26 protein-coding genes and 5 tRNA genes are annotated in these 25320 nt (G+C 71.8%); 11 read left to right on the forward strand and 20 right to left on the reverse strand.

Features of this window, described 5'->3' with window-relative positions; genetic code table 11:
• Complete coding sequence (locus tag ACFYU0_RS28910) at window positions 1-1701, reverse strand: DAK2 domain-containing protein (protein ID WP_389304950.1); 1701 nt, start codon at window positions 1699-1701, stop codon at window positions 1-3.
• Between the two features lie 259 nt (window positions 1702-1960).
• Between ACFYU0_RS28910 and rpmB the strand changes: the two genes are divergently transcribed.
• Complete coding sequence (rpmB, locus tag ACFYU0_RS28915) at window positions 1961-2146, forward strand: 50S ribosomal protein L28 (protein ID WP_003993230.1); 186 nt, start codon at window positions 1961-1963, stop codon at window positions 2144-2146.
• A gap of 106 nt (window positions 2147-2252) precedes the next feature.
• Here the strand turns inward: rpmB and thiD are convergent, their stop codons facing one another.
• On the reverse strand, window positions 2253-3044 hold the full coding sequence (thiD, locus tag ACFYU0_RS28920) for a bifunctional hydroxymethylpyrimidine kinase/phosphomethylpyrimidine kinase (protein ID WP_389304953.1): 792 nt from the start codon (window positions 3042-3044) through the stop codon (window positions 2253-2255).
• Window positions 3041-4006 carry a thiamine-phosphate kinase gene (locus ACFYU0_RS28925; RefSeq protein WP_351664375.1) on the reverse strand — a complete coding sequence of 322 codons (966 nt, stop codon included), beginning with the start codon at window positions 4004-4006 and terminating at the stop codon, window positions 3041-3043. Before ACFYU0_RS28925 ends, thiD begins: the two co-directional genes overlap by 4 nt.
• Window positions 4007-4211: 205 nt before the next feature.
• Between ACFYU0_RS28925 and ACFYU0_RS28930 the strand changes: the two genes are divergently transcribed.
• Together ACFYU0_RS28930 and ACFYU0_RS28935 are read left to right on the forward strand one after the other, a co-directional pair.
• Window positions 4212-4445, forward strand: coding sequence for an Lrp/AsnC family transcriptional regulator (locus tag ACFYU0_RS28930; protein ID WP_143635949.1), 234 nt, complete (start codon window positions 4212-4214; stop codon window positions 4443-4445).
• 20 nt (window positions 4446-4465) lie between these two features.
• Complete coding sequence (locus tag ACFYU0_RS28935) at window positions 4466-4984, forward strand: DUF3515 domain-containing protein (RefSeq protein WP_351664377.1); 519 nt, start codon at window positions 4466-4468, stop codon at window positions 4982-4984.
• A 10-nt stretch (window positions 4985-4994) separates the two neighbouring features.
• Here ACFYU0_RS28935 and ACFYU0_RS28940 read toward each other — a convergent pair whose 3' ends face one another.
• From ACFYU0_RS28940 to ACFYU0_RS28950, 3 genes are all read right to left on the reverse strand, one after another.
• Complete coding sequence (locus ACFYU0_RS28940) at window positions 4995-6152, reverse strand: D-alanine--D-alanine ligase family protein (RefSeq protein WP_351664379.1); 1158 nt, start codon at window positions 6150-6152, stop codon at window positions 4995-4997.
• A gap of 126 nt (window positions 6153-6278) precedes the next feature.
• Window positions 6279-7289, reverse strand: a complete 1011-nt coding sequence (locus tag ACFYU0_RS28945) for an NAD(P)H-dependent glycerol-3-phosphate dehydrogenase (RefSeq protein WP_351664381.1) — start codon at window positions 7287-7289, stop codon at window positions 6279-6281.
• Window positions 7286-8128, reverse strand: coding sequence for a lysophospholipid acyltransferase family protein (locus ACFYU0_RS28950; protein ID WP_389304957.1), 843 nt, complete (start codon window positions 8126-8128; stop codon window positions 7286-7288). The genes ACFYU0_RS28945 and ACFYU0_RS28950 overlap by 4 nt, the downstream gene beginning before the upstream one ends.
• Window positions 8129-8346: 218 nt before the next feature.
• On the opposite strand from ACFYU0_RS28950, the gene cofC reads away from it, so the two are divergent.
• Window positions 8347-8985 (forward strand): 2-phospho-L-lactate guanylyltransferase, encoded by a 639-nt coding sequence (gene cofC, locus ACFYU0_RS28955; RefSeq protein WP_351664385.1) that lies wholly within the window; start codon window positions 8347-8349, stop codon window positions 8983-8985.
• Window positions 8986-9095: 110 nt separating this feature from the next.
• Window positions 9096-9299, forward strand: a complete 204-nt coding sequence (locus ACFYU0_RS28960; protein ID WP_351664387.1) for a hypothetical protein — start codon at window positions 9096-9098, stop codon at window positions 9297-9299.
• 82 nt (window positions 9300-9381) lie between these two features.
• Here the strand turns inward: ACFYU0_RS28960 and ACFYU0_RS28965 are convergent, their stop codons facing one another.
• The 4 genes from ACFYU0_RS28965 to leuC form a co-directional block, all read right to left on the reverse strand.
• Window positions 9382-10032, reverse strand: coding sequence for an HU family DNA-binding protein (locus ACFYU0_RS28965; RefSeq protein ID WP_389304960.1), 651 nt, complete (start codon window positions 10030-10032; stop codon window positions 9382-9384).
• A 136-nt stretch (window positions 10033-10168) separates the two neighbouring features.
• Window positions 10169-10399 carry a hypothetical protein gene (locus tag ACFYU0_RS28970; protein ID WP_351664391.1) on the reverse strand — a complete coding sequence of 77 codons (231 nt, stop codon included), beginning with the start codon at window positions 10397-10399 and terminating at the stop codon, window positions 10169-10171.
• A 264-nt stretch (window positions 10400-10663) separates the two neighbouring features.
• Window positions 10664-11257 carry a 3-isopropylmalate dehydratase small subunit gene (gene leuD / locus ACFYU0_RS28975; RefSeq protein WP_351664393.1) on the reverse strand — a complete coding sequence of 198 codons (594 nt, stop codon included), beginning with the start codon at window positions 11255-11257 and terminating at the stop codon, window positions 10664-10666.
• 6 nt (window positions 11258-11263) lie between these two features.
• The gene (gene leuC, locus ACFYU0_RS28980) at window positions 11264-12688 is read right to left on the reverse strand and encodes a 3-isopropylmalate dehydratase large subunit (RefSeq protein ID WP_351664395.1); all 1425 of its coding nucleotides are present in this window, start codon (window positions 12686-12688) and stop codon (window positions 11264-11266) included.
• A gap of 192 nt (window positions 12689-12880) precedes the next feature.
• Here leuC and ndgR point away from each other — a divergent pair, with 192 nt between their 5' ends.
• On the forward strand, window positions 12881-13597 hold the full coding sequence (ndgR, locus tag ACFYU0_RS28985) for an IclR family transcriptional regulator NdgR (protein WP_009320373.1): 717 nt from the start codon (window positions 12881-12883) through the stop codon (window positions 13595-13597).
• 91 nt (window positions 13598-13688) lie between these two features.
• On the opposite strand, the gene ACFYU0_RS28990 is transcribed toward ndgR, so the two are convergent.
• Complete coding sequence (locus ACFYU0_RS28990) at window positions 13689-14213, reverse strand: DUF4188 domain-containing protein (protein ID WP_389304963.1); 525 nt, start codon at window positions 14211-14213, stop codon at window positions 13689-13691.
• Between the two features lie 88 nt (window positions 14214-14301).
• Between ACFYU0_RS28990 and ACFYU0_RS28995 the strand changes: the two genes are divergently transcribed.
• A complete protein-coding gene (locus ACFYU0_RS28995; protein WP_389304965.1) occupies window positions 14302-14946 on the forward strand; it encodes a MerR family transcriptional regulator in 645 nt (214 codons plus the stop codon).
• A 53-nt stretch (window positions 14947-14999) separates the two neighbouring features.
• Here the strand turns inward: ACFYU0_RS28995 and ACFYU0_RS29000 are convergent.
• The 9 genes from ACFYU0_RS29000 to ACFYU0_RS29040 all read right to left on the reverse strand — a co-directional run bounded on the left by ACFYU0_RS29000 (window position 15000) and on the right by ACFYU0_RS29040 (window position 19387).
• Window positions 15000-15072: transfer RNA gene (locus ACFYU0_RS29000), tRNA-Glu, on the reverse strand.
• Window positions 15073-15100: 28 nt separating this feature from the next.
• A tRNA-Gln gene (locus ACFYU0_RS29005) sits at window positions 15101-15172 on the reverse strand.
• Between the two features lie 21 nt (window positions 15173-15193).
• Window positions 15194-15266, reverse strand: a tRNA-Glu gene (locus ACFYU0_RS29010).
• A gap of 62 nt (window positions 15267-15328) precedes the next feature.
• Window positions 15329-15401: transfer RNA gene (locus tag ACFYU0_RS29015), tRNA-Glu, on the reverse strand.
• Window positions 15402-15439: 38 nt separating this feature from the next.
• Window positions 15440-15511: transfer RNA gene (locus ACFYU0_RS29020), tRNA-Gln, on the reverse strand.
• Between the two features lie 90 nt (window positions 15512-15601).
• Window positions 15602-16336 (reverse strand): HAD family hydrolase, encoded by a 735-nt coding sequence (locus tag ACFYU0_RS29025; protein ID WP_389304967.1) that lies wholly within the window; start codon window positions 16334-16336, stop codon window positions 15602-15604.
• Between the two features lie 128 nt (window positions 16337-16464).
• The gene (gene gltX, locus ACFYU0_RS29030) at window positions 16465-17949 is read right to left on the reverse strand and encodes a glutamate--tRNA ligase (protein WP_389304969.1); all 1485 of its coding nucleotides are present in this window, start codon (window positions 17947-17949) and stop codon (window positions 16465-16467) included.
• Window positions 17942-18727 carry a fumarylacetoacetate hydrolase family protein gene (locus ACFYU0_RS29035; protein ID WP_351664406.1) on the reverse strand — a complete coding sequence of 262 codons (786 nt, stop codon included), beginning with the start codon at window positions 18725-18727 and terminating at the stop codon, window positions 17942-17944. The genes gltX and ACFYU0_RS29035 overlap by 8 nt, the downstream gene beginning before the upstream one ends.
• Window positions 18728-19195: 468 nt before the next feature.
• Window positions 19196-19387, reverse strand: a complete 192-nt coding sequence (locus ACFYU0_RS29040) for a hypothetical protein (RefSeq protein WP_351664614.1) — start codon at window positions 19385-19387, stop codon at window positions 19196-19198.
• Between the two features lie 567 nt (window positions 19388-19954).
• On the opposite strand from ACFYU0_RS29040, the gene ACFYU0_RS29045 reads away from it, so the two are divergent.
• From ACFYU0_RS29045 to ACFYU0_RS29060, 4 genes are all read left to right on the forward strand, one after another.
• Window positions 19955-23740, forward strand: a complete 3786-nt coding sequence (locus tag ACFYU0_RS29045; protein WP_389304972.1) for a nitrate- and nitrite sensing domain-containing protein — start codon at window positions 19955-19957, stop codon at window positions 23738-23740.
• Between the two features lie 9 nt (window positions 23741-23749).
• Window positions 23750-24163 carry a roadblock/LC7 domain-containing protein gene (locus tag ACFYU0_RS29050; RefSeq protein WP_003973453.1) on the forward strand — a complete coding sequence of 138 codons (414 nt, stop codon included), beginning with the start codon at window positions 23750-23752 and terminating at the stop codon, window positions 24161-24163.
• A 111-nt stretch (window positions 24164-24274) separates the two neighbouring features.
• Entirely contained in the window at window positions 24275-24673 is a 399-nt protein-coding gene (locus tag ACFYU0_RS29055; RefSeq protein ID WP_143635912.1) for a DUF742 domain-containing protein, read from the forward strand.
• The gene (locus ACFYU0_RS29060) at window positions 24654-25229 is read left to right on the forward strand and encodes an ATP/GTP-binding protein (protein ID WP_351664410.1); all 576 of its coding nucleotides are present in this window, start codon (window positions 24654-24656) and stop codon (window positions 25227-25229) included. Before ACFYU0_RS29055 ends, ACFYU0_RS29060 begins: the two co-directional genes overlap by 20 nt.
• Window positions 25230-25320: the final 91 nt, after the last annotated feature.

The raw sequence follows: 25320 nt of genomic DNA on the forward strand, positions 1-25320 counted from the left end.
TCACTCCACGCCGATGAGCAGCGGGGATCCCTGCCGGCCGCCTCGGTAGACCAGGGTGTCCACCGCCAGGTAGGACTCGCGGACGTGGGTCTCCAGGTGGGCGGCGACGGACTCGGGGGCCTCGTCGCCGACGACGAGGGTGACGAGTTCGCCGCCCGACCGGAGCATGCGGTCCAGGAGGGTCTCGGCCGTGGCGGTGAGGTCCGGCCCGATCACCGCCACGTCGCCGTCGATCAGGCCCAGCACGTCTCCGGCCTGGCAGATGCCGGCCGACGTCCAGGACTGGCGTTCGGCGACGATGACCTCGGCGTACCGGGTGGCGCCCGCCGCCGAGGTCATCTGGACGACGTCCTCGTCGAAGCGGCGCTCCGGCTCGTGCACGGCGAGCGCGGCGATGCCCTGGACCGCCGAGCGGGTCGGGATCAGGGCGACCCGGATGCCCTCGGCGCGGGCCTGCTCGGCGGCAGCGGCGGCGGTGTGGCGCAGCTCGGCGTCGTTGGGCAGGAGCACCACCTCGCGCGCGTGGGCACGCCGTACGGCCTGGACCAGCTCACCGCTGGCGGGCGGCTCCCCGGGGCGGGCGAGCACGGTGGTCGCGCCCGCCTCGCCGTACAGCCCGGCCAGGCCCTCACCGGGCACGACCGCGACGACCGCCCGCTGGGCGCGCTCGCGCGGCGGCCGCTCGCCGCCGGTGTGCACGTCCCCGGCCCCGAAGTGGGTGATCCGGATCCGGTACGGCCGGCCGGCCTCGACGCCGGCCTCCACGGCGGCGCCCGCGTCGTCGACGTGCACGTGCACGTTCCACAGTCCGTCGCCGCCGACCACGACGAGGGAGTCGCCGAGGGCGTCGAGCCGGGCGCGCAGCCGGGCCACGGCCTCGTCGCCGGCCTCCAGGAGGTAGATCACCTCGTAGGCGGGGCCGTCGTCCTCGGCGCCGTCGGCGCAGGCGCCGGCGCCGGAGACGGCCTCCACGCGCGCGTGCGCCTCGGCGACGGCGGCCGCGGACTCGCGGACGGTCTCCCGCGCCCGGGTGATCTCGTTGACCGCCTCTCCCGTGCAGGCCTCCACCAGCGCGCCGAGCACCGTGACCAGTCCCCGGCCGCCCGCGTCGACCACTCCGGCCCGGCGCAGCACGGCGAGCCGGTCCGGGGTCTGCGCCAGGGCCAGGCCGGCGCCCTCGTAGGCGGCCCGGGCGACCGCCCCGCAGTCGCCCTCCATCTCCTCGGCGGCGGCCGCGGCGGCCGCGGCGACGGTGAGCACGGTGCCCTCGACGGGGTGGGCCACGGCCCGGCGGGCGGAGTCGGCGGCGTGCCGCAGGGCCCGGCGCAGCCCGGCGCCGTCGCAGTGGGACGCCTCGCCCGCCTCTCCCCCGGCGAGCACCTGGGCCATCCCCCGCAGGAGCTGCGCGAGGATCGTGCCGGAGTTGCCCCGGGCCCCGATGAGCGCCCCGTGGGCCATCGCGCGCGCGGCGTCCGCGAGGGAGGGCTCCTCGGTCCCGGTCCCGTACCCGGCGAACACGGCCTCGACGGCGGTGGCGGCCGATTCCACGGTCAGGTAGAGGTTGGTCCCGGTGTCCCCGTCGGCCACGGGATAGACGTTGATCGCGTCGATCTCCTCGCGCGCCCGCCCGAGCGCGCGCAGCGCCAGACCGCACCAGGTGCGCACCGCGAGAGCGTCCAGTGTCTGCGGCACCTGCGCCACCTGCGCCTCCCTGAGCTGCTCGGACGTGGACGCAGCGTAGACCCCGGAGCGGTGGCCTCCGGAAGAGGGCCGGGAGCGGACCCCTGAGCTGCCGTGGTAGTTTCGCGGTACGGACGCAGCCGTTGTATGCTGCTCCGGTTGCCCGATCCTGGTCGGGCCATTCCCCCTGGCAACGCCACTCAAGATCTCAGATCCCTGGATCTCGATCCCGGCATGCCGGGATCAACCGTAAGTGCATCTGAAGTCTTTGGAGTGACCCGTGGCTGCCAACTGCGACGTCTGCGGCAAGGGGCCGGGCTTCGGCAACAACATCTCGCACTCGCACCGCCGTACGTCCCGCCGCTGGAACCCGAACATCCAGCGTGTGCGTACCGTGGTCGGCGGGACGCCGAAGCGCGTGAACGCCTGCACCTCGTGCATCAAGGCCGGCAAGGTCTCGCGCTGACGCATAGCTGAGCGCGCGGCCACTGCTGGTTCGCTGCACTGAGCCGGTCCACCTCCGGGTGGGCCGGCTTTTTGCCGTACCCGGGATCACTCCGCCGTACCCGGGATCACTCCGGTGAGCGCGACCGCCACCCGTGGTCCACCGGTCCGATGCCGGCGCCCAGCGCGAATCCGGCGGCGATCGCCCCGGTCACGTACTCCTTGGCCCGGGTCACCGCCTCCGGCACGGTCAGGCCCTTCGCCAGCTCCGACGCCACGGCCGAGGCGAGCGTGCAGCCCGTGCCGTGCGTGTGCCGGTTGTCGTGGCGCGGGGCCCGCAGCCAGTGCTCCTGCGAGCCGTCCGTGAGCAGGTCCACCGCGTCGCCGGACAGATGGCCGCCCTTGATCAGCACCCATCGCGGCCCGTACTCCAGCACGGCCGCCGCGGCCCGGCGCAGATCGCCCTCGGACTCGACCCTGATCCCCGTGAGTTGGGTCACCTCGTCGAGGTTGGGCGTGGCGACGGTCGCCACCGGCAGCAGCCGGCCGCGGACCGAGTCCAGGGCGGAGGCGGCGAGCAGCGGATCGCCGTGCTTGGAGACGCCCACCGGGTCCACCACGGCCGGTGCGTCGGTGCCGGAGATCAATTCGGCCACCGCCTCGACCAGTTCGGCCGAGGCGAGCATCCCGGTCTTGACGGCCTGTACGCCGATGTCGTCGACGACGCTGCGGTACTGGGCCCGTACGGCCTCCACCGGCAGCTCCCAGACGCCCCGCACGCCCAGCGAGTTCTGCGCGGTCACCGCGGTGATCACGCTCATCCCGTGGACGCCGAGCGCCAGCATCGTCTTCAGGTCGGCCTGCACGCCCGCGCCGCCGCCGGAGTCGGACCCGGCGACCGTGAGCACCCGGGGGATCACGACTCGATGTCCCCGAAGTGGTCCCAGCCGCCCTTGCTGGTCCACGGGGCGCCGTCGACGGTCACCTGGGGCAGCGCCGAGGGGTTGAGGACCTCGCCGATGACCTTCCAGCGGGCCGGGAGCTTGGCGTCGGGCGGGAACGTGGCCACGATCGCGTGGTCCTCTCCCCCGGTCAGCACCCACTGGAGCGGGTCGACGCCGACGGCCTGCCCGATGTCGTTCATCTGGGTCGGGATGTCGATCGCGCCGGAGCGGACGTCGATGCGCACCTTGCTGGCCTCGGCGATGTGCCCTAGGTCGGCGATCAGGCCGTCGCTGACGTCGCACATCGCGGTGGCGCCGAGCGCGGCGGCGGCCGGACCCGCGTGGTACGGCGGCTCGGGGCGCCGGTGCGCCTCCACGAAGGCGCGCGGCGAGCGGAAGCCGCGGGAGAGCACCGCGTAGCCGGCCGCGGACCAGCCCAGCCAGCCCGTGACGGCCACGAGGTCGCCGGGCTGGGCGCCGGCCCGGGTCACCGGCTCCTGGTTGCGCAGGTCGCCGAGCGCGGTGATCGACACCATGATGGTGTCCCCGCGCACGACGTCCCCGCCGACCACGGCGGCGCCGGCGACCTGGCACTCGTCGCGCAGCCCGTCCATCAGCTCGGTCGGCCAGGTGACCGGGAGTTCGGCCGGGACGACCAGGCCGAGCAGCAGCGCGGTCGGCACGGCGCCCATCGCGGCGATGTCCGCCAGGTTCTGCGCCGCGGCCTTGCGCCCGACGTCGTACGCCGTGGACCAGTCGCGGCGGAAGTGCCGTCCCTCCAGCAGGATGTCGGTGCTCGCCACCACCCTGCGGTCGGGCGCGGCGACCACCGCGGCGTCGTCACCGGGGCCGACCCGGACCACCGGGGTCGTGGTGAGACGGGAGGTCAGCTCCCGGATGAGCCCGAACTCACCCAGCTCACCCACTGTGCCCTTCATTGCCTCAAGCCCCTTCTGTGCCTCTGCGTGCCCGGTCGCGCGTCCTCAGTCTCCCCGATACCGTCGAGGTGACCGTCAACTTCTGTCGTGCCTGCACCCCTGGCGCGCAAGCCCGGTCCCCGCGGGTCTCCCCGCGAGGAGCGGCGACGCGATACCGTGGCGTTCCTTTTCCCCACATGATCCTCGTGGCCGCCCTGGAGGTTCCGTGGTACAGGCGTACATCCTGATCCAGACGGAGGTCGGCAAGGCGTCGACCGTCGCCGAGACGATCGGCAAGATCCCTGGAGTGATCCAGGCCGAGGACGTCACGGGACCGTACGACGTCATCGTGCGCGCCCAGTCCGACACGGTCGACGAGCTCGGCCGCATGGTGGTCGCCAAGGTCCAGCAAGTGGACGGCATCACCCGCACCCTGACCTGCCCGGTCGTCCATCTGTAGCCCCCGTCTACGCTTGGCCGGTGAACTTCTTCCGCCACCGGCCGTTCGGTCTGCTCGCGCCCGCGCTGCTGATCGCGGTCGCGGGCTGTTCCACAGCGGACGACAGCTCCACGGTCGCGGTTCCCACCCCCGACGCGAAGACGGCGAAGGTCTGCCGGGACCTGCACCGGGCGCTGCCCGGGAAGCTCGACGGACGGAGCCGTCACGACCCCGAGCCCCGGTCCGCCTACACGGCGGGCTGGGGAAGCCCGGCGATCATACTGCGCTGCGGTGTCGTACGGCCGCCGAAGATGGTCGACCCCAGAGTGGCCGAGGGCGGCGATCCGGACGCCGTCGCGGGCGAGGTGAACGGTGTGGGCTGGCTGATGGAGAAGCAGGGCGACGGCACCTGGCGGTTCACCACGGCGAACCGCGTGGCCTACGCGCAGGTGAGCCTGCCCGCGGGGATGTCGGCGCAGGACGAGGGCGCCTCGGTGCTCACGGAACTGGCGGGAGCCGTGAAGAAGGCGATCCCCGTGGGGATCGCCTCCATGCGGTGAGCGTGCGGGGTCAGCGCAGTCCGGTCGGGCGGCGCAGGGCCGCCTGCACCAGCCGGTCCACCAGCTCCGGGTAGCTGATCCCGGTGGCCTCCCACATCTTCGGGTACATCGAGATGGGCGTGAAGCCGGGCATGGTGTTGATCTCGTTGATCACGAACTCGCCGTCCTCGTCGAGGAAGAAGTCGGCGCGGACCAGGCCCTCGCAGGAGGCCGCCTCGAACGCCTCGACCGCGAGTCGCCGCACCTCGGCGGTCTCCTCGTCGGTGAGCGGAGCGGGGACGACGCCGGGCGTGGAGTCGATGTACTTGGCCTCGAAGTCGTAGTACGCGTGCGCGTCCGGCGGCGGGATCTCGGCCGGCACGGAGGCGCGCGGCCCGTCCTCGAACTCCAGCACGCCGCACTCGATCTCGCGGCCGCGCACGGCGGCCTCGACCAGGATCTTCGGGTCGTGCGACTGGGCCTCGGCGATCGCCTCGTCGAGGCCGGCCAGGCCGTCGACCTTGGTGATGCCGATGGAGGAGCCCGCGCGCGCGGGCTTCACGAACAGCGGCCAGCCGTGCTCGCCGGCGAAGTCGACGATCCGCTTGCGGGCCGCGGACTCGTCCCGCTCCCACTCGCGGGGGCGGATCACCAGGTACGGGCCGACCTTGAGCCCGAAGGAGGTGAACACCCGCTTCATGTACTCCTTGTCCTGGCCGACGGCCGAGGCGAGCACGCCCGAGCCCACGTACGGCACCCCGGACAGCTCCAGGAGGCCCTGCAGGGTGCCGTCCTCGCCGTACGGCCCGTGCAGCACCGGGAAGACGACGTCGACCTCGCCGAGGGCCTTGGGCACCGAGCCGGGCTCGCTGTAGACGACCTCGCGGTTCGCGGGGTCGACGGGGAGCACCACGCCGCCCTCGTGCGACTCGGCCAGCTCCGCCACGCTCGGGGTGCGGCGGTCGGTGATGGCCATCCGGTCCGGCTCGTCGGCCGTCAGCGCCCAACGGCCGTCCGCGGTGATGCCGATCGGCAGGACGTCGTACTTCGTCCGGTCGATGGCCTTGAGGACGGCGCCCGCGGTGACCACGGAGATCCCGTGCTCGGAGCTGCGCCCGCCGAACACGACGGCCACACGCGGCTTGCGGGACGGCTGGTCAGGGCTCTGGGGGAGGTTCTCGGTGCTCATATCGCGTTGAGAGTACCCGGTGGTATCCCCCAAGTCAGCGGCCGCTCCGGCGCGGTCGCTCAGCGTCGCACGGACGGTCGCTCAGCGTCGCGCGGACGGAGGCGCGGCGCCGCGCGGACCGGGGGTTCAGCGCCGTTCGGGCTTGGCGCTGCGCGACATCAGCTCCTTGACGGCGACCACCGGCGGCTTGCCCTCGTGCACGATGTCCACGACCGTCTCGGTGATGGGCATCTCGACGCCGTGCCGGCGGGCCAGATCCGCCACGGACTCGCAGGACTTGACGCCCTCGGCGGTCTGCCTGGTGACCGTGATGGTCTGCTCGAGGGTCATGCCCTTGCCGAGGTTGGTGCCGAAGGTGTGGTTGCGGGACAGCGGCGACGAGCAGGTGGCCACCAGGTCGCCGAGGCCCGCGAGTCCGGAGAACGTCAGCGGGTCCGCGCCGAGCGCCATGCCGAGCCGGGTGGTCTCGGCGAGGCCGCGGGTGATGAGCGAGCCCTTGGCGTTGTCGCCGAGGCCCATGCCGTCGGCGATGCCGACCGCGAGGCCGATCACGTTCTTGACCGCGCCGCCGAGTTCGCAGCCGATCACGTCGGTATTGGTGTACGGCCGGAAGTACGGCGTGTGGCAGGCGGCCTGGAGCCGCCGGGCGACGGCCTCGTCGGTGCAGGCCACGACGGCGGCGGCGGGCATGCGGGCGGCGATCTCCCGGGCCAGGTTGGGCCCGGTGACGACGGCGATGCGGTCGGCGCCGACCTTCGCGACGTCGTCGATCACCTCGCTCATCCGCATGGTGGAGCCGAGTTCGACGCCCTTCATCAGGGAGACGAGCACGGTGCCCGGGGCGAGCAGCGGGGTCCACTCGGCGAGGTTGGCGCGCAGGGTCTGCGAGGGGACGGCGAGGACGGTGAAGTCCGCGCCGCGCAGCGCCTCGGCGGCGTCGGCGGTGGCCCGGAGGTTGCGCGGGAGTTCGACGCCGGGCAGGTAGTCGGGGTTGGTGCGGGTGGAGTTGACCGCCTCGGCCAGCTCCGGGCGGCGGGCCCACAGGGTCACCTCGCAGCCCGCGTCGGCGAGAACCATGCCGAACGCGGTGCCCCACGAGCCGGTGCCCATGACTGCGGCACGGACGGTCTTGCTCACTTGCCGCTCTCCTCTTCCGTGCCGGTCCGCGAGACTTCCCGGCCGGCCTGCGCGGCCTCCGGGCCGGCGGCGGCCTCTTCGGCGCCGGCCGCAGCTCGCGCGGCCTGCGCGGCGGTCCTGCGGCGCTGCTCGATCCGCTCGCGGCGCGGGTCGTAGGGGGTGTCGGGCGCCTTCTCGCCGCGGATCTCCTCGAGCTGGCGGGTGATGGCCGCCATGATGACCTCGGTGGCCTCCCTGAGGACGTCGGCGGTCATCTCCTTGTCGTAGAAGCGGGAGAGGTCCACGGGCGGGCCGGCCAGGACCCGGTGCGTCTTGCGCGGCAGGAGGTGGGGCTTCTTGGCGTAGGGCGGCAGCAGTTCGTTGCAGCCCCACTGGGCGACCGGGATCACCGGGCACTTGGTCTGCAGGGCCACGCGGGCGGCGCCGGTCTTGGCGGTCATGGGCCAGCCGTCGGGGTCGCGGGTGAGGGTGCCCTCGGGGTAGAAGGCGACGCACTCGCCGCGCTCCACGGCGTCGATCGCGGCCCGGAACGCGCTGAGCGCGTCCGTGCTCTCGCGGTAGACGGGGATCTGCCCGGTGCCGCGCATGGCGGCGCCGACGAATCCCTTCTTGAAAAGGCCGCTCTTCGCCAGGAATCGCGGAACCCGTCCGGTGTTGTACTGATAGTGCGCATACGCGAAGGGGTCCACGTGTGAATTGTGGTTCACCGCGGTGATGAATCCGCCCTCGGCCGGAATGTGCTCCATTCCGCGCCAGTCCCGCTTGATCAGAACCACCAGCGGCGGTTTGCACAGGACCGCAGCGAAGCGGTACCAGAACCCGATTTGGCGGCGGGGCACGCGGACACCTTCCTCTAGGCCTCTAAGGGCTGTCACCTCGGCACCTCGGCCGGGGGGCCGCACAAGTGTCGCCCCAGGCGGCCGGTCTGTCGAGAACACCGTACGCCCGCCCGTCCCCGGCCACCGCCCCGCCGTGAGCGTCGCGTCCGCACCGGTAGCCCGCCCGGCCGGACGCGGCCGGGTGACAATGAGCGCGACAAGAGAGGGACGGTACGCCGGTGCAGTGGACCTTGGTCATCCCCCTGAAGCCTCTGGCGCGGGCCAAGAGCAGGCTCGCGGACACCGCGGCGGACGGGGTGCGCCCCGGGCTGGCGCTGGCGTTCGCGCAGGACACGGTGGCCGCGGCGCTGGCCTGCGCGGCGGTCGAGGATGTGGTGGTCGTCACGGACGACGAGCTGGCGGAGCGGACGCTCCGGGCACTGGGCGCCCGCATCGTCCCGGACGCACCGGGCAGCGGGCTGAACGCCGCGCTCGGGCACGGGGCCTCGGTCGTACGGCAATCGCGCCCGGCCGCCGCGGTCGCGGCGCTGAACGCGGATCTCCCGGCGCTGCGCCCAATGGAATTGTCCCGGGTGCTGGACGCGGCGGCCGAATATCCGCGTGCCTTTCTCGCGGACGCGGCCGCGGTGGGCACGACTCTGCTGAGTGCGGCGCCGGGACGGCCGTTGCGGCCGGCATTCGGCACCGATTCCCGGGCCCGGCACCGGGCGTCGGGTGCGGCGGAACTCGGGCTCGCGGAGGTGAATTCCGTACGGCAGGACGTGGACACCGGTGAGGATCTGCGGGCCGCGCTGGCGCTGGGGGTGGGGCCGTACACGGCGGCGGTGTCCGCGGGGCTGCTGATCCCGGGGTCCTGAACGGCGCACCGAAAGGCGCGGGGAACGGCGCGAACCGCCACGACGGACCGGCCTCGGCGCGCGTACCGCGGCCCGACGGCGGGTGGTCGTCAGGCACTACGCTGGCCGTCATGCAGGCCACCGCTTACACGTACGACTCCGGCACCCGCAGCGGGCAGGTGCTGCTCGACGACGGGACCCCACTGCCCTTCGACGCGGCGGCGTTCGACGCGGGCGGGCTGCGGTTGCTGCGGCCCGGGCAGCGGGTGCGGATCGAGACGGAGCGCGAGGGCGCGGCCGTGCGGATCACCCTGGTGACCCTGCAGACGTTCTAGGGGTGTTGATCAAGGCCGCACACACGCCGCGGGCCGGGCTCCCCAGGGGAGTCCGGCCCGGCGCGTGAGTGCCCTGGCGGCCTCAGGAGGCCTTGCGGGCGGTGGCCTTCTTGGCGGTGGTCTTGCGGGCCGTCGACTTCTTGGCCGGGGCCTTCTTGGCGGTGACCTTCTTGGCCGGGGCCTTCTGGGCCGTCGCCTTCTTCGCGGTGGTCTTCTTCGCCGCGGCGGTCTTGGCGGTCGCCGGGGCCTTCTTGGCGGTGGTCTTCTTCGCCGTGGTCTTCTTCGCGGCGGCGGTGGTCTTCTTGGCCGGCGCCGCCTTCTTGGCGGTGGCCTTCTTCGCGGCGGCCGCCTTCGTCGTCTTCTTGGCGGCGGCCTTCTTGACCGTGGCGGAAGCGCCGCCGGTCAGGCTGCCCTTGGGCGCCTTCTTCACCGAGACCTCGCCACCCCGGGGCAGCTTCTTCGAGCCGCTCACCAGGTCCTTGAAGCCCTGGCCCGCGCGGAAGCGCGGCACGGAGGTCTTCTTGACGCGAACCCGCTCGCCCGTCTGGGGGTTACGCGCGTAACGGGCCGGGCGGTCCACCTTCTCGAAGGACCCGAAGCCGGTGACCGAGACCCGCTCGCCCGCGACGACCGCGCGGACGATGGCGTCCAGGACATGATCGACAGCCTCGGCGGCCTGCTGGCGGCCGCCCATCTTGTCGGCAATCGCTTCTACGAGCTGCGCCTTGTTCACGTCTTCCCCTTCGGAGACATCGCCAGAACGAAAGTGTTCAAGCTTTTTCGCACGTTAGGCAGATATATACCGCAAATCAAACACGAAACGGGCTTATCACCCTTGTGCCGCAGCGAAATCGGCTGCCCCGGAACGCTCAGTGATCCTCTTCGGGGATCCGTCCCTCGTCGAGGTCCGCGTTGAACCGCTCCAGTCGCCTTGCCGCACCGGCGAGATCGTGCTTGGCCGCGGCCGTAATGACCAGCAGCTTCCGGGTCAGCGCCATCCGTACGCCCTCCGGGACTTGCAGTGCGCGCACCCTTGAGTGCGCTTCCTTGAGTTGGTCCGCGACCGCCGTATAGAGCTCGAGTTGGCCGTCGTGTTCCATGCACAGATTGTGCCATCTGGGGCGAGTTGTCGCCTGCGCAGGGTGCAACTGCCGCGCCGGAGAGTCCTGTCGGCGCTCGCGCGGACGCCGTCCCCGCGGTCCGGCTACCCGGCCAACCACCGCTCTAACGTGGGACGTTGCGCGGGTCGAGGGGCCGGTGCGGGGCCGTTCGGGTACGAATACGGCTGTACCCCCGATCGTGGCGATCGGGGGTACAGCCGGTGTGTTGGGGTGGCCGAAAGTCGACCTGCCGGGGGCGCCGGGTCAGACCTGGAGCGTGCGCGGCTTGTAGGCGGGCCGCTTGCCCTCGTAGTCGGCGATGTCGGACTCGTTCCGCAGGGTGATGGAGATGTCGTCCAGCCCGTTCAGCAGCCGCCAGCGGGAGTTCTCGTCCAGCTCGAACGAGGCGGTCACGCCCGCGGCGCGCACCTCGCGGCTCTGCAGGTCCACGGTGATCTCGGCCTGCGGGTCCGCTTCGGTGAGCTCCCACAGCGCGTCCACGACCTTCTGGTCGAGCACGACCGTGAGCAGGCCGTTCTTCAGCGAGTTGCCCCGGAAGATGTCCGCGAAGCGGGAGGAGATCACGGTCTTGAAGCCGTAGTTCTGCAGCGCCCAGACGGCGTGCTCCCGGGAGGAGCCGGTGCCGAAGTCGGGACCGGCGACCAGGACGGTCGCGCCCTGCCGCTCGGGGCGGTTGAGCACGAACTCCGGGTCCTTGCGCCAGGCCTCGAACAGCCCGTCCTCGAAGCCGTCCCGGGTCACCTTCTTGAGCCAGTGGGCGGGGATGATCTGGTCGGTGTCGACGTTGCCGCGGCGCAGCGGGACGGCCCGGCCGGTGTGGGTGGTGAAGGCTTCCATGATCTCTCAGACTCCAGCGGGCACGGGGGCGTCGGACAGGTCGGCGGGCGAGGCCAGGTGGCCCAGGACCGCGGTGGCCGCCGCGACCTGCGGCGACACCAGGTGGGTGCGGCCGCCCTTGCCCTGCCGGCCCTCGAAGTTGCGGTTGGAGGTGGACGCGGAACGCTCGCCCGGGGCCAGCTGGTCGGGGTTCATGCCGAGGCACATCGAGCAGCCCGCGTGCCGCCATTCGGCGCCGGCCTCCTTGAAGACCACGTCCAGACCCTCGGAGACGGCCTGCAGACCGACCCGGGCGGAACCCGGGACGACCAGCATCCGTACGCCGTCGGCGACTTTGCGGCCGCGCAGCAGCTCGGCGGCGGCCCGCAGGTCCTCGATGCGGCCGTTGGTGCAGGAGCCTACGAAGACGGTGTCCACACCGATCGAGCGCAGCGGCTGGCCGGCCTCCAACCCCATGTACTCCAGGGCCTTTTCGGCGGCGAGGCGCTCCGAAGCGTCTTCGTACGAAGCCGGGTCGGGGACGGACGCCGAAAGCGGCGCGCCCTGCCCGGGGTTGGTACCCCAGGTGACGAACGGCGACAGCTCGTCGGCGGCGATGACGACCTCGGCGTCGAAGACGGCGTCCTCGTCCGTGCGCAGGGTCTTCCAGTACTCGACCGCGGCGTCCCAGTCGGCGCCCTCGGGGGCGTGCGGGCGGCCCTTGAGGTACTCGAAGGTGGTCTCGTCGGGGGCGATCATGCCCGCGCGGGCACCGGCCTCGATCGACATGTTGCAGATGGTCATCCGGGCCTCCATCGAGAGCTTCTCGATGGCGGAGCCGCGGTACTCCAGGATGTAGCCCTGGCCGCCGCCGGTGCCGATCCGCGCGATGATCGCCAGGATCAGGTCCTTGGCGGTGACGCCCTCGGGCAGCTCGCCGTCGACGGTGATGGCCATGGTCTTCGGGCGGGCCATCGGCAGCGTCTGGGTGGCCAGCACGTGCTCCACCTGGGAGGTGCCGATGCCGAACGCCAGCGCGCCGAACGCGCCGTGCGTCGAGGTGTGGGAGTCACCGCAGACCACGGTGGTGCCGGGCTGGGTCAGACCGAGCTGGGGGCCGACGACGTGCACGACGCCCTGCTCGACGTCGCCCAGCGGGTGCAGGCGCACCCCGAACTCGGCGCAGTTCTTGCGCAGCGTCTCCAGCTGGGCGCGGGAGACCGGGTCGGCGATGGGCTTGTCGATGTCGAGGGTCGGGGTGTTGTGGTCCTCGGTCGCGATGGTGAGGTCGAGGCGGCGCACCTGACGACCGCTCTTGCGCAGCCCGTCGAAGGCCTGCGGGCTGGTCACCTCGTGCAGCAGGTGCAGATCGATGTAGAGGAGGTCGGGCTCGCCCTCGGCGCGCCGGACGACGTGGTCGTCCCAGACCTTCTCCGCGAGTGTCCTACCCATCGCTTTCCCTCCGGCCGGCGAACGTCCTCCGGCCCAACTCGAGATCTTGGGGTGACGGCGCCCGCGCCCCGGTGTGTATCGGACGTCCGCCGCCGGGCCCTGTGGTGCACGGGCCGCTGTGTGATTCCAGGGTGGCGCGTTCCACGGAAAATTGAACTTGCGTTTCACAGAGTGAGACGCGAGTATCGTTGCATGGACAACAGTAGCGGCGTCGGCGTTCTGGACAAGGCGGCCCTCGTCCTGAGCGCTCTGGAGTCCGGTCCGGCCACCCTCGCGGGTCTGGTCGGCGCGACCGGACTGGCACGACCCACGGCCCACCGCCTGGCCGTGGCCCTGGAACACCACCGCATGGTGGCACGCGACATGCAGGGCCGGTTCATCCTCGGCCCGCGCCTCGCGGAACTGGCGGCGGCGGCCGGCGAGGACCGCCTGCTCGCCACGGCGGGCCCCGTGCTCACCCACCTCCGCGATGTCACCGGCGAGAGCGCGCAGCTCTACCGGCGCCAGGGCGACATGCGGATCTGCGTGGCCGCGGCGGAGCGCCTGTCCGGCCTGCGGGACACGGTCCCGGTCGGCTCCACGCTGACCATGAAGGCCGGCTCCTCGGCCCAGATCCTGATGGCCTGGGAGGAGCCGGAGCGGCTGCACCGCGGTCTGCAGGGCGCCCGTTTCACGGCGACGGCCCTGTCGGGTGTGCGCAGGCGCGGCTGGGCCCAGTCCATCGGCGAGCGCGAGCCGGGCGTGGCGTCCGTCTCCGCGCCCGTGCGCGGCCCCTCCAACCGCGTGGTGGCCGCGGTGTCCGTGTCGGGCCCGATCGAGCGCCTGACCCGTCACCCAGGCCGTATGCACGCCCAGGCGGTCATCGACGCGGCGGCCCGTCTCTCCGAGGCGCTGCGCCGCTCGGGCTGAGCCCGGGCGTCCCGGGAACGTCACCGGGGAGGGCCCGCCCCAACGCCGCGGCGAGCCCTCCCCGGGTCCCCCGGTCCCCCCGCCGCCCTCGTCAGACGGTCTTCTCGGGTTCCGCCGCCCGCTGCGAGCGGTACGCGAACCGGTCCCTGGCGTACCGCCCGCGCTTCTCCAGCGGCACCTGCCCGTGGGCGGCGGCCAGCCCGAAGGCCGGCATGTCGCCGTAGACGGATTCGTAGCGGCCCTCCGGGACGACGTACGTCTCGTGCCAGATGCCGACGTGCCCGCGCACCTTCCCGGCCCGCTCCCTGCGGTTGATCAGCGCCCAGACCCGGTGGTGGAAGGCGTCGGGCGCGGTCGCGTAGGCGTAGAGCTTTTCCTTGGACTCCCAGTACTGGACGACGTAGTAGGTCCGCGGCGAGGCCGTGAGCAGGACGCGCCCCAGCAGTCCCCGGTCCTCGTCCCGGGCGAGCTCGCCCAGCATGCGGAACATCGCCAGCATGACCGGGAGCCACTGGTGCACCGCCCAGAAGTGGTTGACGCGCATGCCGATCAGGAGGACGACCACGTCGCCCTCCGCCGCCGCGGTGGTGCGGCCGAGTACCGGTTTCGCGGACATCGCGACCCCCTGCGCACTGATCGGATAGCACCACTATCCATTCGGCTGATGCTTGGATAGTGACACTCCCCGAGGAGAGGCGCAAGAGATGCGGCTGGCCGAACTGAGCGAGCGCAGCGGTGTGTCCACCGCGACGATCAAGTACTACCTCCGTGAGGGGTTGTTGGCCCCGGGCCGGCAGATCAACGCCACGACGGCGGAGTACGACGAGGAGCATCTGCGGCGGCTGCGGCTGGTGCGCGCGATGATCCAGGTCGGCCGGATCCCGGTGGCGACGGTCCGCGAGGTGCTGGGCCACGTCGACGACGACTCGCTGGGCCGCACCATCCGGCTGGGCGCGGCCCTGTGGGCGCTGCCGCAGGTGCCGGAACCCGACGAGGAGGACGAGGCCGTCCGGGCCGCGCACGAGGAGGTCGGCGCCCTGCTCGACCGGCTCGGCTGGGGGAACGCCAGGCGGCTGACGACCATCTCCCCCGCGTACCGCTCGCTGGTGGTGGCGGTGGCCGCGTTCCGCCGGCTCGGCTACGACTGGGGGGCCGAACAGCTCGCCCCGTACGCCGAGTTGATGCACCGGACCGCCGTGCTCGACCTGGACAACATGGAGGCGCACCCCTCGGAGGCGGAGCGGGTGGAGTTCGCCGTCCTGGGGGCGATCCTCAACGAACCGGTGCTGCGGGCGCTGCACCGGCTGGCACAGGAGGAGGAGTCGGCGCGGCGGTACGGCTTCGAGTAGCCGGCGCCGGGCACGGCGAAGGCCCTCCGCCGAAGCGAAGGGCCTTCGTGTTGTACCCCCGACCGGATTCGAACCGGCGCTACCGCCTTGAGAGGGCGGCGTGCTAGGCCGCTACACAACGGGGGCGTGGACACTGCGTTTCCGCAGGTCCGAGCTGGTCTACCTGGACTCGAACCAAGACTAACTGAACCAGAATCAGTCGTGCTGCCAATTACACCATAGACCAATGATGGTTTAGACCAGTCAGTACCCCCGACCGGATTCGAACCGGCGCTACCGCCTTGAGAGGGCGGCGTGCTAGGCCGCTACACAACGGGGGCCCTAGCGATCCTGCATCGAGGTGAGGGGGAGCTACCCGAACTCTCCTCGCGGGAAGGATCTGTACCCCCGACCGGATTCGAACCGGCGCTACTGCCTTGAGAGGGCAGCGTGCTAGGCCGCTACACAACGGGGGCTTGCGGATGTGATCCGCGGCGCAGATGAGCTCTGCGAGCTGGCCTACCTGGACTCGAACCAAGACTAACTGAACCAGAATCAGTCGTGCTGCCAATTACACCATAGGCCACTGGAACTCAAGCCCCTGAAGGGTTCTCGTTCTAGTTCGCTCCTCCGGTTCCGGCCTTTCGGCCCGCTCCCCGGCGGCGCAGGAAGAACATTACCTGAAGGTGGACGGGGCTCCAAAACGACTATCCGCGCCGAGGAGCCCGGGCAGTTCGGAGAGGGACGCGATGCGGTGCGGTCCGGTGGGCGGGTCCAGGGTCGCGTAGGCGCCGCCGCGGTCGATCCAGACCGACAGCAGCCCCGCGTCGGCGGCGCCCCGGCCGTCGATCTCCGGGTGATCGCCAACGTACGCGACCTCGTGCGGGGCGAGCGAGAGCGCGTCGCAGGCGGCGAGGAAGGCACCGGCCCGGGGCTTGGAGACGCCCAGCTCGGCGGCGCAGAGCAGGGCCTCGAAGCGGTCGCGCACGCCGAGCAGGCGCAGCTTGCGGTCCTGGACGGTCAGGCTGGAGTTGGACAGCACCGCGTGCCGGTGGCTGGCGGCCAGGGCGTCCAGCACCGGCAGGACGTCCGGGAACAGGGACCAGGCGGCCTCGTAGTGCCGCACGTACCGCTGGAACCAGTCGTCGGCCTCGGCGTCCGTCAGCTCCGGCCGGTCCAGGAAGACCCGGGCGCGGTCGCGCCGCTGTGTGACGAAGTCGACCTCGCCGGCGGCGAAGCGGGCCCACTGCTGGTCGGTGATCTCCCGCCAGCGCGCGAGCGCCTCGTCCGGCGACCCGTACCCGGCGAGGAGCCCTTCGGCCACCAGATGGGCGCGCATGCCCTCGCGGTCGGCGGTGGTGTAGTCGAAGAGGGTGTCGTCGACGTCCCAGACCACGGCGCGAATGCTCATGCCCCGACCGTAACCGGCGGGCGGCCGCCTTGTCCGGGCACGGGACGCGCCCGGCGCGCGGACCGGGGAGGGATACGGCGAAGGGCGGCGCCCGGCCGTACCGGGTGCCGCCCTCGACGTGTGTTCCGTTACGCCGCGAGCCGCGCCAGCGCCGCGTCGATGCGGGCCAGCGTCTTCTCCTTGCCCAGGACCTCGAGCGACTCGAAGAGGGGCAGGCCGACCGTGCGGCCGGTGACGGCGACGCGGACCGGGGCCTGGGCCTTGCCGAGCTTGAGGCCGTGGGCCTCGCCGGCGGCCAGGACCGCCTCCTTCAGGGACTCGGGCGAGGTCCAGTCCGCCGACTCCAGCTTCTCGCGCGCCGTGCGGAGCAGGGCGTCGCTGCCCTCCTTCATCGCCTTCGTCCAGGACGCCTCGTCGAAGACCGGCTCGGCGAGGAAGAGGAAGTCGACGTTGTCGGTGATCTCGGACAGGACCTTCAGGCGGGTCTGCGCGTGCGGCGCGATCGCCTGCCACTTGGCCTCGTCGAAGTCCTCCGGCGCCCACGGTGCGGCCGGGGCCTTCAGCCACGGCCGGCAGCGCTCGGTGAAGTCCTTGACCTCCAGCATCCGGATGTGGTCGGCGTTGATCGCCTCGCACTTCTTCAGGTCGAAGCGCGCCGGGTTCGGGTTCACGTCCGCGATGTCGAAGGCGGCGACCATCTCCTCGACCGAGAAGATGTCCTGGTCGGCCGAGAGCGACCAGCCCAGCAGCGAGAGGTAGTTGAGCAGGCCCTCGGGCAGGAAGCCGCGCTCGCGGTAGAGGTTCAGCGAGGACTGCGGGTCGCGCTTGGAGAGCTTCTTGTTGCCCTCGCCCATGACGTACGGCAGATGCCCGAAGGCCGGGATCCCCTTGGCGATGCCCAGCTCGGTCAGCGCCTTGTACAGGGCGACCTGGCGCGGGGTGGAGGAGAGCAGGTCCTCGCCGCGCAGGACGTGGGTGATCTCCATCAGGGCGTCGTCGACCGGGTTCACCAGCGTGTACAGCGGGGCGCCGTTGGCGCGCACGATGCCGTAGTCCGGGACGTTCTCCGGGAGGTACGTGATCTCGCCGCGGACCAGGTCGGTGAAGGTGATCGTCTCGTCGGGCATGCGGAAGCGGACGATCGGGGTGCGCCCCTGGGCCTTGTACTCCTCGACCTCCGCCTCGCCCAGGTCGCGGCAGTGGCCGTCGTAGCCGGACGGCCGGCCCTCGGCGCGCGCGGTCTCGCGGCGGCTGTCCAGCTCCTCCTGGGAGCAGTAGCAGTGGTAGGCGTGCCCGGCGTCCAGGAGCTTCTGGGCGACGTCCTTGTAGAGGTCCATGCGCTGCGACTGGCGGTACGGCGCGTGCGGGCCGCCGATCTCGGGGCCCTCGTCCCAGTCGAAGCCCAGCCAGCGCATCGCGTCGAGCAGCTGGTTGTAGGACTCCTCGGAGTCGCGGGCCGCGTCGGTGTCCTCGATGCGGAAGACCAGGGTGCCCTGGTGGTGCCGGGCGAACGCCCAGTTGAACAGGGCGGTGCGGACCAGGCCCACGTGGGGGTTACCGGTGGGCGAGGGACAGAAACGGACGCGTACGGGGGAGCCGGGTGCGCTAGCCACGCTTGACAACCTTGTTGGTGAGAGTGCCGATGCCTTCGATGGTGACGGCGACCTCGTCGCCGACGTTCAGGGGGCCGACCCCCGCGGGGGTGCCGGTGAGGATGACGTCGCCGGGGAGCAGGGTCATCGCCTCGGAGATGTTGACGACCAGGTCCTCGATGGGGTGGATCATCTCGCTCGTACGGCCGAGCTGGCGCTGTTCGCCGTTGACGGTGAGCTGGACGGTGAGATCGTTGGCCCGCTCCAGGTCCAGGTCCGTCTCCACCCAGGGGCCGAGCGGGCAGGAGGAGTCGAAGCCCTTGGCCCGCGCCCACTGCTTCTCGCGCCGCTGCACGTCGCGCGCGGTGACGTCGTTGGCGCAGGTGTAGCCGAGGATCACGTCCTTGACGCGCTCGCGCGGGACCTCGCGGCACATGCGCCCGATGACGACGGCCAGCTCGGCCTCGTGGTGCAGTTCCTGCGAGAAGGACGGGTACCGGATCTCGTCGCCGGGGCCGATCACCGAGGTGGAGGGCTTGAAGAAGGCGAAGGGGGCGTCGGGCACCTCGTTGCCCAGCTCGCGCGCGTGCTCGGCGTAGTTGCGGCCGAACGCCACGACCTTGTTGGGGAGCACCGGCGGGAGCAGCCTGACCTTGCTGAGCGGCACCTTCGTGCCGGACAGCTCGTGGTCCGCGAACGGGATGCCCTTGATGATGTCGAGGACGAGTTCGTCCTCCTTGTCGCCCTCGACCGCGCCGAAGGCTACGTTCCCGTCGATGGAGAACCTGGCGATGCGCACGGGATCCTGCGCCCCTCAACTAGAACCGGCGTACTGACGCCCCAGGTTAACCGGTCGGGCCCCGCGGCGTTCGGGCAGTGCGGCGTGGCGTCCTTTTCCGGTTCGCGGATCCGCCTGCGGCGATCCCGAATTCCGCGGGATTACCCGCACGGGCCATTCGCCGATTACCCGGGGAATTCGCGGCGGGGTCCGCGTGCGCGGCGGGGCCGTGCGGCGCCCGGGCCAGGGGCCTTCCAAGGACGGCGGCCGGGCCGGGCGGCGGGGCGGGCGCCCTGGGACGCCGCCGCCCGTCGCGGACGCCGAAATGACGCGCGGCCACCGCGCTCGCGTATCGGACCGGTGGCGGTGGCGCCGAATCCGGGGCGGGAGGAAAAAGAGGCGGGAGAGAGAATGCCGGTGGAAAACGAGCGCGGCCCGGAGATCATGCGATCTCCGGGCCGCGCTCGGTGTGTCCGGTGCCGGGCTCGGCTACTCGCCGGCCGCGGCGGCGCCGACCGGTACCTCCATGAGGACGGTGCGCCGCGGGTTGGCCGTCTGGGCCGGGAGGTCGACGGAGTGCTCCGGCAGCTCCGGCGTCTGCAGTTCGTCGGCGTCCTCGAGGTGCGCCAGCGTCGTGCGCCGCGGGTTGGCTATGTTGCGGAACATCATCGTCGTCTTCACCGTTGTCATCCTGTGGCCGAGGGTGGGGGTTGACAGGGCATCTCATCCTGTAAAGCGCAAGGCTAAACATCGGATTCCCCGCCACGGACGTGAACTCCACAGGATCTTCATGTGAGTTTGCTCACGACCCCATGGGCAATTCGGGCAATTCCGACTCACGCCTCTTTGCAGGGAAACGGACATTGACCCCCTGAAGCGCTCATTCCGCTCCCGATCATGGCGACTGGGACACCGGATGGTGACCGGCGAGTCGCCGCGATACGTCCGTTTTGCGGGAGATCGACTTACACGGGTCGTAGCCTGGGCCTCACGTTCCGTCACGTAGGTCACAGCTCGGCTCACGGCCCTTGTTGGAGATCCGGCACTGTGCTGGAATTCCACGGACCGCCGCGGGATCGAGCCGGCGCGCAGGGGGCGCAACGCAGCGCCGAGTGGCGGCGAGAAGGGGGAACCAGCGCCGGGTCACTCAAGACCACCGGGGGGCGTATTCAGGGCGCTCTCCAAGACGCCGACACCGTGTCTCTCCGTTCGCGCGGGGAGGCGCCTGGTCCAGAGGTTGCGACGCTAGTGCAGGGACGTTTCAAGAGGGATGGCAGCGCTTCGGCGGAGCCGGAGGCGCACGGCGGGACCGACCGCGGTTCCTCCCCCCAGCACGCCCAGAACCCGGGCCCGGCCCAGTCCGGCGACAGCGGCGAGCGCTCCGGGCGCTCCGGCACGTCGTCCACGGCGGGCCCGGCAGGTTCGGCGAAGGCCCAGAACCCCACCCCGGCCGCCAAGCCGGCCGGCAAGAGCCCGAGCGGCCCCGGCTCGCGCATGGCACTGCGCAACTGGCGCATCTCCACGCGCCTGGTGTCGCTGCTGGCGCTCCCCGTCGTCGCCGCGACCTCGCTGGGCGCGCTGCGCATCGGCGACTCGATGGACGACATCCAGCAGCTCGACAACATGAAGCTGCTGACGCTCATGACCAAGCAGGCGACCGAGCTGGCCATGGCGCTCCAGGACGAGCGCGACCAGTCCGCCGGCCCGCTGGCGCACGGCCTGAAGTCGACCGACTACACGGTCAAGGGCTACCAGGACAAGACGGACCGGGCCCGGGAGAACTTCCTCGACTCCTCCGAGCAGATCGACGAGGCGAGCAAGAACGGCAACCTCCAGGGCGTCCGCGACACCCTGGTCAGCCTCGCCAACCAGCTCGACGGCCTCGCCAAGATCCGCCAGGACGCCTACCAGTCGAAGAACAACTCGACGCAGACGGTCGAGGCGTACCACCGGCTGATCACCCAGCTGATCGACCTCTCCCAGTCGATGGCCGAGGCGTCCAGCAACCCGGAGATGATCTCGCGCACCCGCGCCCTGGCCGCGTTCTCCAGCGCCAAGGAGTACGCCTCCGTGCAGCGAGCCGTCATCGCGGCGGCCCTGACCTCCAGCAACACCTCCAAGGGTGAGCTGTCCAAGAACGACCAGCTCTACGGCGAGTCGGCGTACTCGAGCGAGAAGTCGCAGATCGCGATCTTCCGCAAGATCTACAGCAGCCACAACCCGGACGAGCTCCTCAAGCCGATCGAGGACACCAACCCGACGATCCAGGCGGCGGACCTCTACGCCAAGCGCGTCCTGGAGTCGCCCGGCGGCCTCAACGACCTGCCCGCGCGCTCCTACCGCGACTGGGTGGACGACAGCTCCACCAAGATCCAGCAGATGAAGAACATCGAGCACTCGCTGCTCGAGGACATGGAGCAGAAGGCCCGCGAGCTGAAGTCGTCCTCCGAGCAGGAGGCGATCCTCTCCGGTGCGCTGATCCTCATCGTGCTCGGCGTCTCGCTGGTCGGCGCCTTCGTCGTGGCCCGGTCCATGATCCGCTCGCTGCGCCGGCTGCAGGACACGGCCACCAAGGTCGCCCAGGACCGGCTGCCCGAGCTGGTCAAGCAGCTCTCCGAGTCCGACCCGCAGGACGTGGACACGTCCGTGGAGTCGGTCGGTGTGCACTCCCGGGACGAGATCGGCCAGGTGGCCGCGGCCTTCGACGACGTGCACCGCGAGGCGGTCCGCCTCGCCGCCGAGCAGGCCCTGCTGCGGGGCAACGTCAACGCGATGTTCACCAACCTCTCGCGCCGCTCCCAGGGTCTGATCCAGCGTCAGCTCTCGCTGATCTCCGAACTGGAGTCCCGCGAGGCCGACCCGGACCAGCTCTCCTCGCTGTTCAAGCTCGACCACCTCGCGACCCGTATGCGCCGTAACGGCGAGAACCTCCTCGTCCTCGCGGGTGAGGAGCCCGGCCGCCGGTGGACCCGCCCGGTCCCGCTGGTCGACGTGCTCCGTGCCGCCGCGTCCGAGGTGGAGCAGTACGAGCGCATCGAGCTGGCCGCCGTGCCGACCACCGAGGTCGCCGGCCGCGTGGTCAACGACCTCGTGCACCTCCTCGCCGAGCTGCTCGAGAACGCCACCTCCTTCTCCTCGCCGCAGACCAAGGTCAAGGTCACCGGTCACGCGCTGCCCGACGGCCGCGTCCTGATCGAGATCCACGACACCGGAATCGGCCTCTCCCCCGAGGACCTCGCGGCGATCAACGAGCGGCTCGCCTCGCCGCCCACGGTGGACGTGTCGGTGTCCCGCCGCATGGGTCTGTTCGTGGTCGGCCGTCTGTCGCAGCGGCACGGCATCCGCATCCAGCTCCGCCCGTCCGACTCCGGTGGCACGACCGCGCTGGTCATGCTGCCCGTCGACGTCGCCCAGGGCGGCAAGAAGCCCGCTCCGGGCAAGCCCGGCGCGCCCGCGGCGACCGGTGGCCCCGCCGCCGCGCAGGCCGCGGCCGGTGTCGCCGCCGCCCGCCGCAACAACGGCGGCGGCCAGGGCGGCGCCCTCGGCGGCGCGCCGTCGGCCGGGCGCATCGGCGCCGGTCAGGGCCCCCGTGGCCAGGTCGGCTCCGCCCAGGGTCCGCGGGCCGCGCTGCCCGGCACGGGCCAGGGCGGCCGTCCCGGTGCGCCGGGCGGAGCGCGCGGTCCGCAGGGTCCGGGTGGTCCGCAGGGCCCGGGCGGCCCGCAGCAGGGCCGGCCGGCTCCGGCCGGCGCGGGCGCGGGCGGCTTCGGCGGTCAGATGCCGGGCGCTCAGGGCCAGCAGGCCGCGGGCGGTCCGCAGCAGGACATGTTCGGCGGTCGCGGTCCGGCGGCGCAGCGCGGTGGCGCGGGCGCCCCCGACCAGGGCCGTCAGCCCCAGCTTCCGCCGCGCGGCGGCCCCCGGGCCGAACTGCCCGGCGGCAACCCGCAGGCCGACCCCGCCGACTGGCGCGGCAACGCCCAGGCGCCGATGTCACGCGCCTCGCTGGACGCCCCGCGCGGCCACGACGAGCAGGACCCGGGGCAGACCTCGCACATGCCGCGCTTCGACGACCGGCAGGGCCCGGGCTCGACGGCGGAGATGCCGCGGATCGACTCCCAGGGTCCGTCCTCGACCGGCGAGTTCCCCCGCCCGGACTTCGGGATGAACGGCTCCACGGGCCAGTTCGCGCGTCCCGGCGCCGAGAACCCGCAGCAGACCGGGCAGTTCCAGCGTCCGGCCGCACCGCGGGACAACGGCCAGTACGGCCAGCAGGACGGCAACAGCCAGTACGGCCAGCAGGGCGACAACGGCCAGTTCGTCCGCTCCGACGTCTTCGGCACCTCGGCGTCCGGGCAGCAGGACCCGCAGAGCACCGGCCAGTTCGCGGCCCCGCAGGCGTACAACGGCGGCTCCACCGGTCAGCACGCGCTGCCCGGCAGCCAGTCCCCGTCCGACACCGGCCAGTTCGAGCGCCCGCAGCCCGGCCCCCGCGCCGACTTCGGCGCGCCCCGTCCGCCGGCCCCGCAGCAGCAGCCGCAGCCCCAGCAGCAGCGTCCCGTCCGCCGTGAGCCGGAGGCCCTGCCGCCGGCCGCCGGTCCGGGCGACGGCCGCACCCCGCTGTACGACACGCTGGAGACCAACTGGTTCCACGGTCACCAGCAGGAGCGGCAGCCGGACAGCACCCCGGCCGCGGCGCCGCAGCAGCAGGCGCCCGCGCCGGCCCCGCAACGTCCCGCCGCCACCGGTTCCTGGCGCACCTCGCCGAACGACGAACTCGTCCGGCAGGCGGAGCGCGTACGGCAGCCCGCGGCGGGCGGCGTCACCACCTCCGGCCTGCCGCGCCGGGTGCCCCGGGCGAACCTCGTCCCGGGCACGGCTCAGCAGCAACAGCACCAAGCCGGTCCGCAGGTCTCGCGTGCGCCTGACGACGTACGCGGCCGGCTGACCAATCTCCGTCGGGGCATCGCGCAGGGCCGTCAGGCCGGCAACGGCCAGTCCGGCAGCTTCCCGAGCCCCACTCACCAGCAGGAGCGTTAGTTGAGTCCGATGAGCCAGGCGGCACAGAACCTGAACTGGTTGATCACCAACTTCGTGGACAACACCCCCGGGGTGTCGCACACGGTGGTGGTCTCCGCCGACGGCCTTCTGCTGGCCATGTCCGAAGGTTTTCCGCGCGACCGCGCCGACCAGCTGGCGGCCGTCGCGTCCGGCCTGACCTCGCTGACCGCCGGGGCGTCCCGGATCTTCGAGGGCGGCAACGTGGCGCAGACGGTCGTGGAGATGGAACGCGGGTTCCTCTTCCTCATGTCCGTCTCGGACGGGTCCTCCCTCGCGGTCCTGGCCCACCCCGAGTGCGACATCGGCCTGGTCGGCTACGAGATGGCACTGCTGGTCGACCGCGCGGGGGCGGTACTCACCCCGGACCTGCGCGCCGAACTCCAAGGCAGTCTGCTTCACTGACCGGCCCCGGCACCACCCGCCTCACAAAAACACCGTCCGGCCGCCACAATCCCCCCACCGGCCCCTTCCGACGGCTCGACTGACCGACTTGCTGTCCCGCCCGGAGGATTCATGACCCCGCCCACCGCCTCTCATGATCCGTACGCGGAGCCGTACGGGGACGAGGGCGACCAGCCGCTGGTACGTCCGTACGCGATGACCGGCGGCCGGACCCGGCCGCGCTACCAGCTCGCCATCGAGGCGCTGATCAGCACCACGGCCGACCCGGCAGCGCTCATGGGACTACTCCCGGAACACCAGCGCATCTGCCACCTCTGCCGTGAGGTCAAGTCGGTCGCGGAGGTGTCGGCGCTGCTGGCCATGCCGCTCGGCGTGGCCCGGATCCTGGTCGCCGACCTCGCAGAGGCCGGCATGGTCGCCATCCACCAGCCGGGTGGCGACGAGAACAACGGCGGCGCTCCGGACGTGACGCTGCTCGAAAGGGTGCTCAGTGGACTTCGCAAGCTCTGACGCGGGCCGGGCCACCACCTCCGCGAAGATCGTGGTGGCGGGCGGCTTCGGCGTGGGCAAGACCACGTTCGTCGGCGCCGTCTCGGAGATCAACCCGCTGCGCACAGAGGCCGTCATGACGTCCGCTTCGGCCGGCATCGACGACCTGACGCACACCGGCGACAAGACCACCACCACGGTGGCCATGGACTTCGGCCGCATCACCCTGGACCAGGACCTGATCCTGTACCTCTTCGGTACGCCCGGTCAGGACCGCTTCTGGTTCATGTGGGACGACCTGGTCCGCGGCGCGATCGGCGCGGTGGTCCTCGTGGACACCCGCCGTCTCGCCGACTGCTTCCCCGCGGTCGACTACTTCGAGAACAGCGGCCTGCCGTTCGTCATCGCCCTCAACGGCTTCGACGGACAGCAGCCCTACACCCCCGAAGAAGTACGGGAAGCGCTGCAGATCGGTCCGGACGCCCCGATCATCACGACGGACGCCCGGCACCGCGCGGACGCCAAGAGTGCGCTGATCACGCTGGTCGAGCACGCCCTCATGGCCCGTCTGCGGTAACACCCAATTGGAACGTGCCGTACGGCAGTTGTCGTAGCGCAAGCGGAGCCGGCTGTGGCCTTTGACACGGTCGGCTCCGGTGTTCATAACA

Source organism: Streptomyces sp. NPDC003720, assembly GCF_042875075.1.
Lineage (GTDB): Bacteria > Actinomycetota > Actinomycetes > Streptomycetales > Streptomycetaceae > Streptomyces.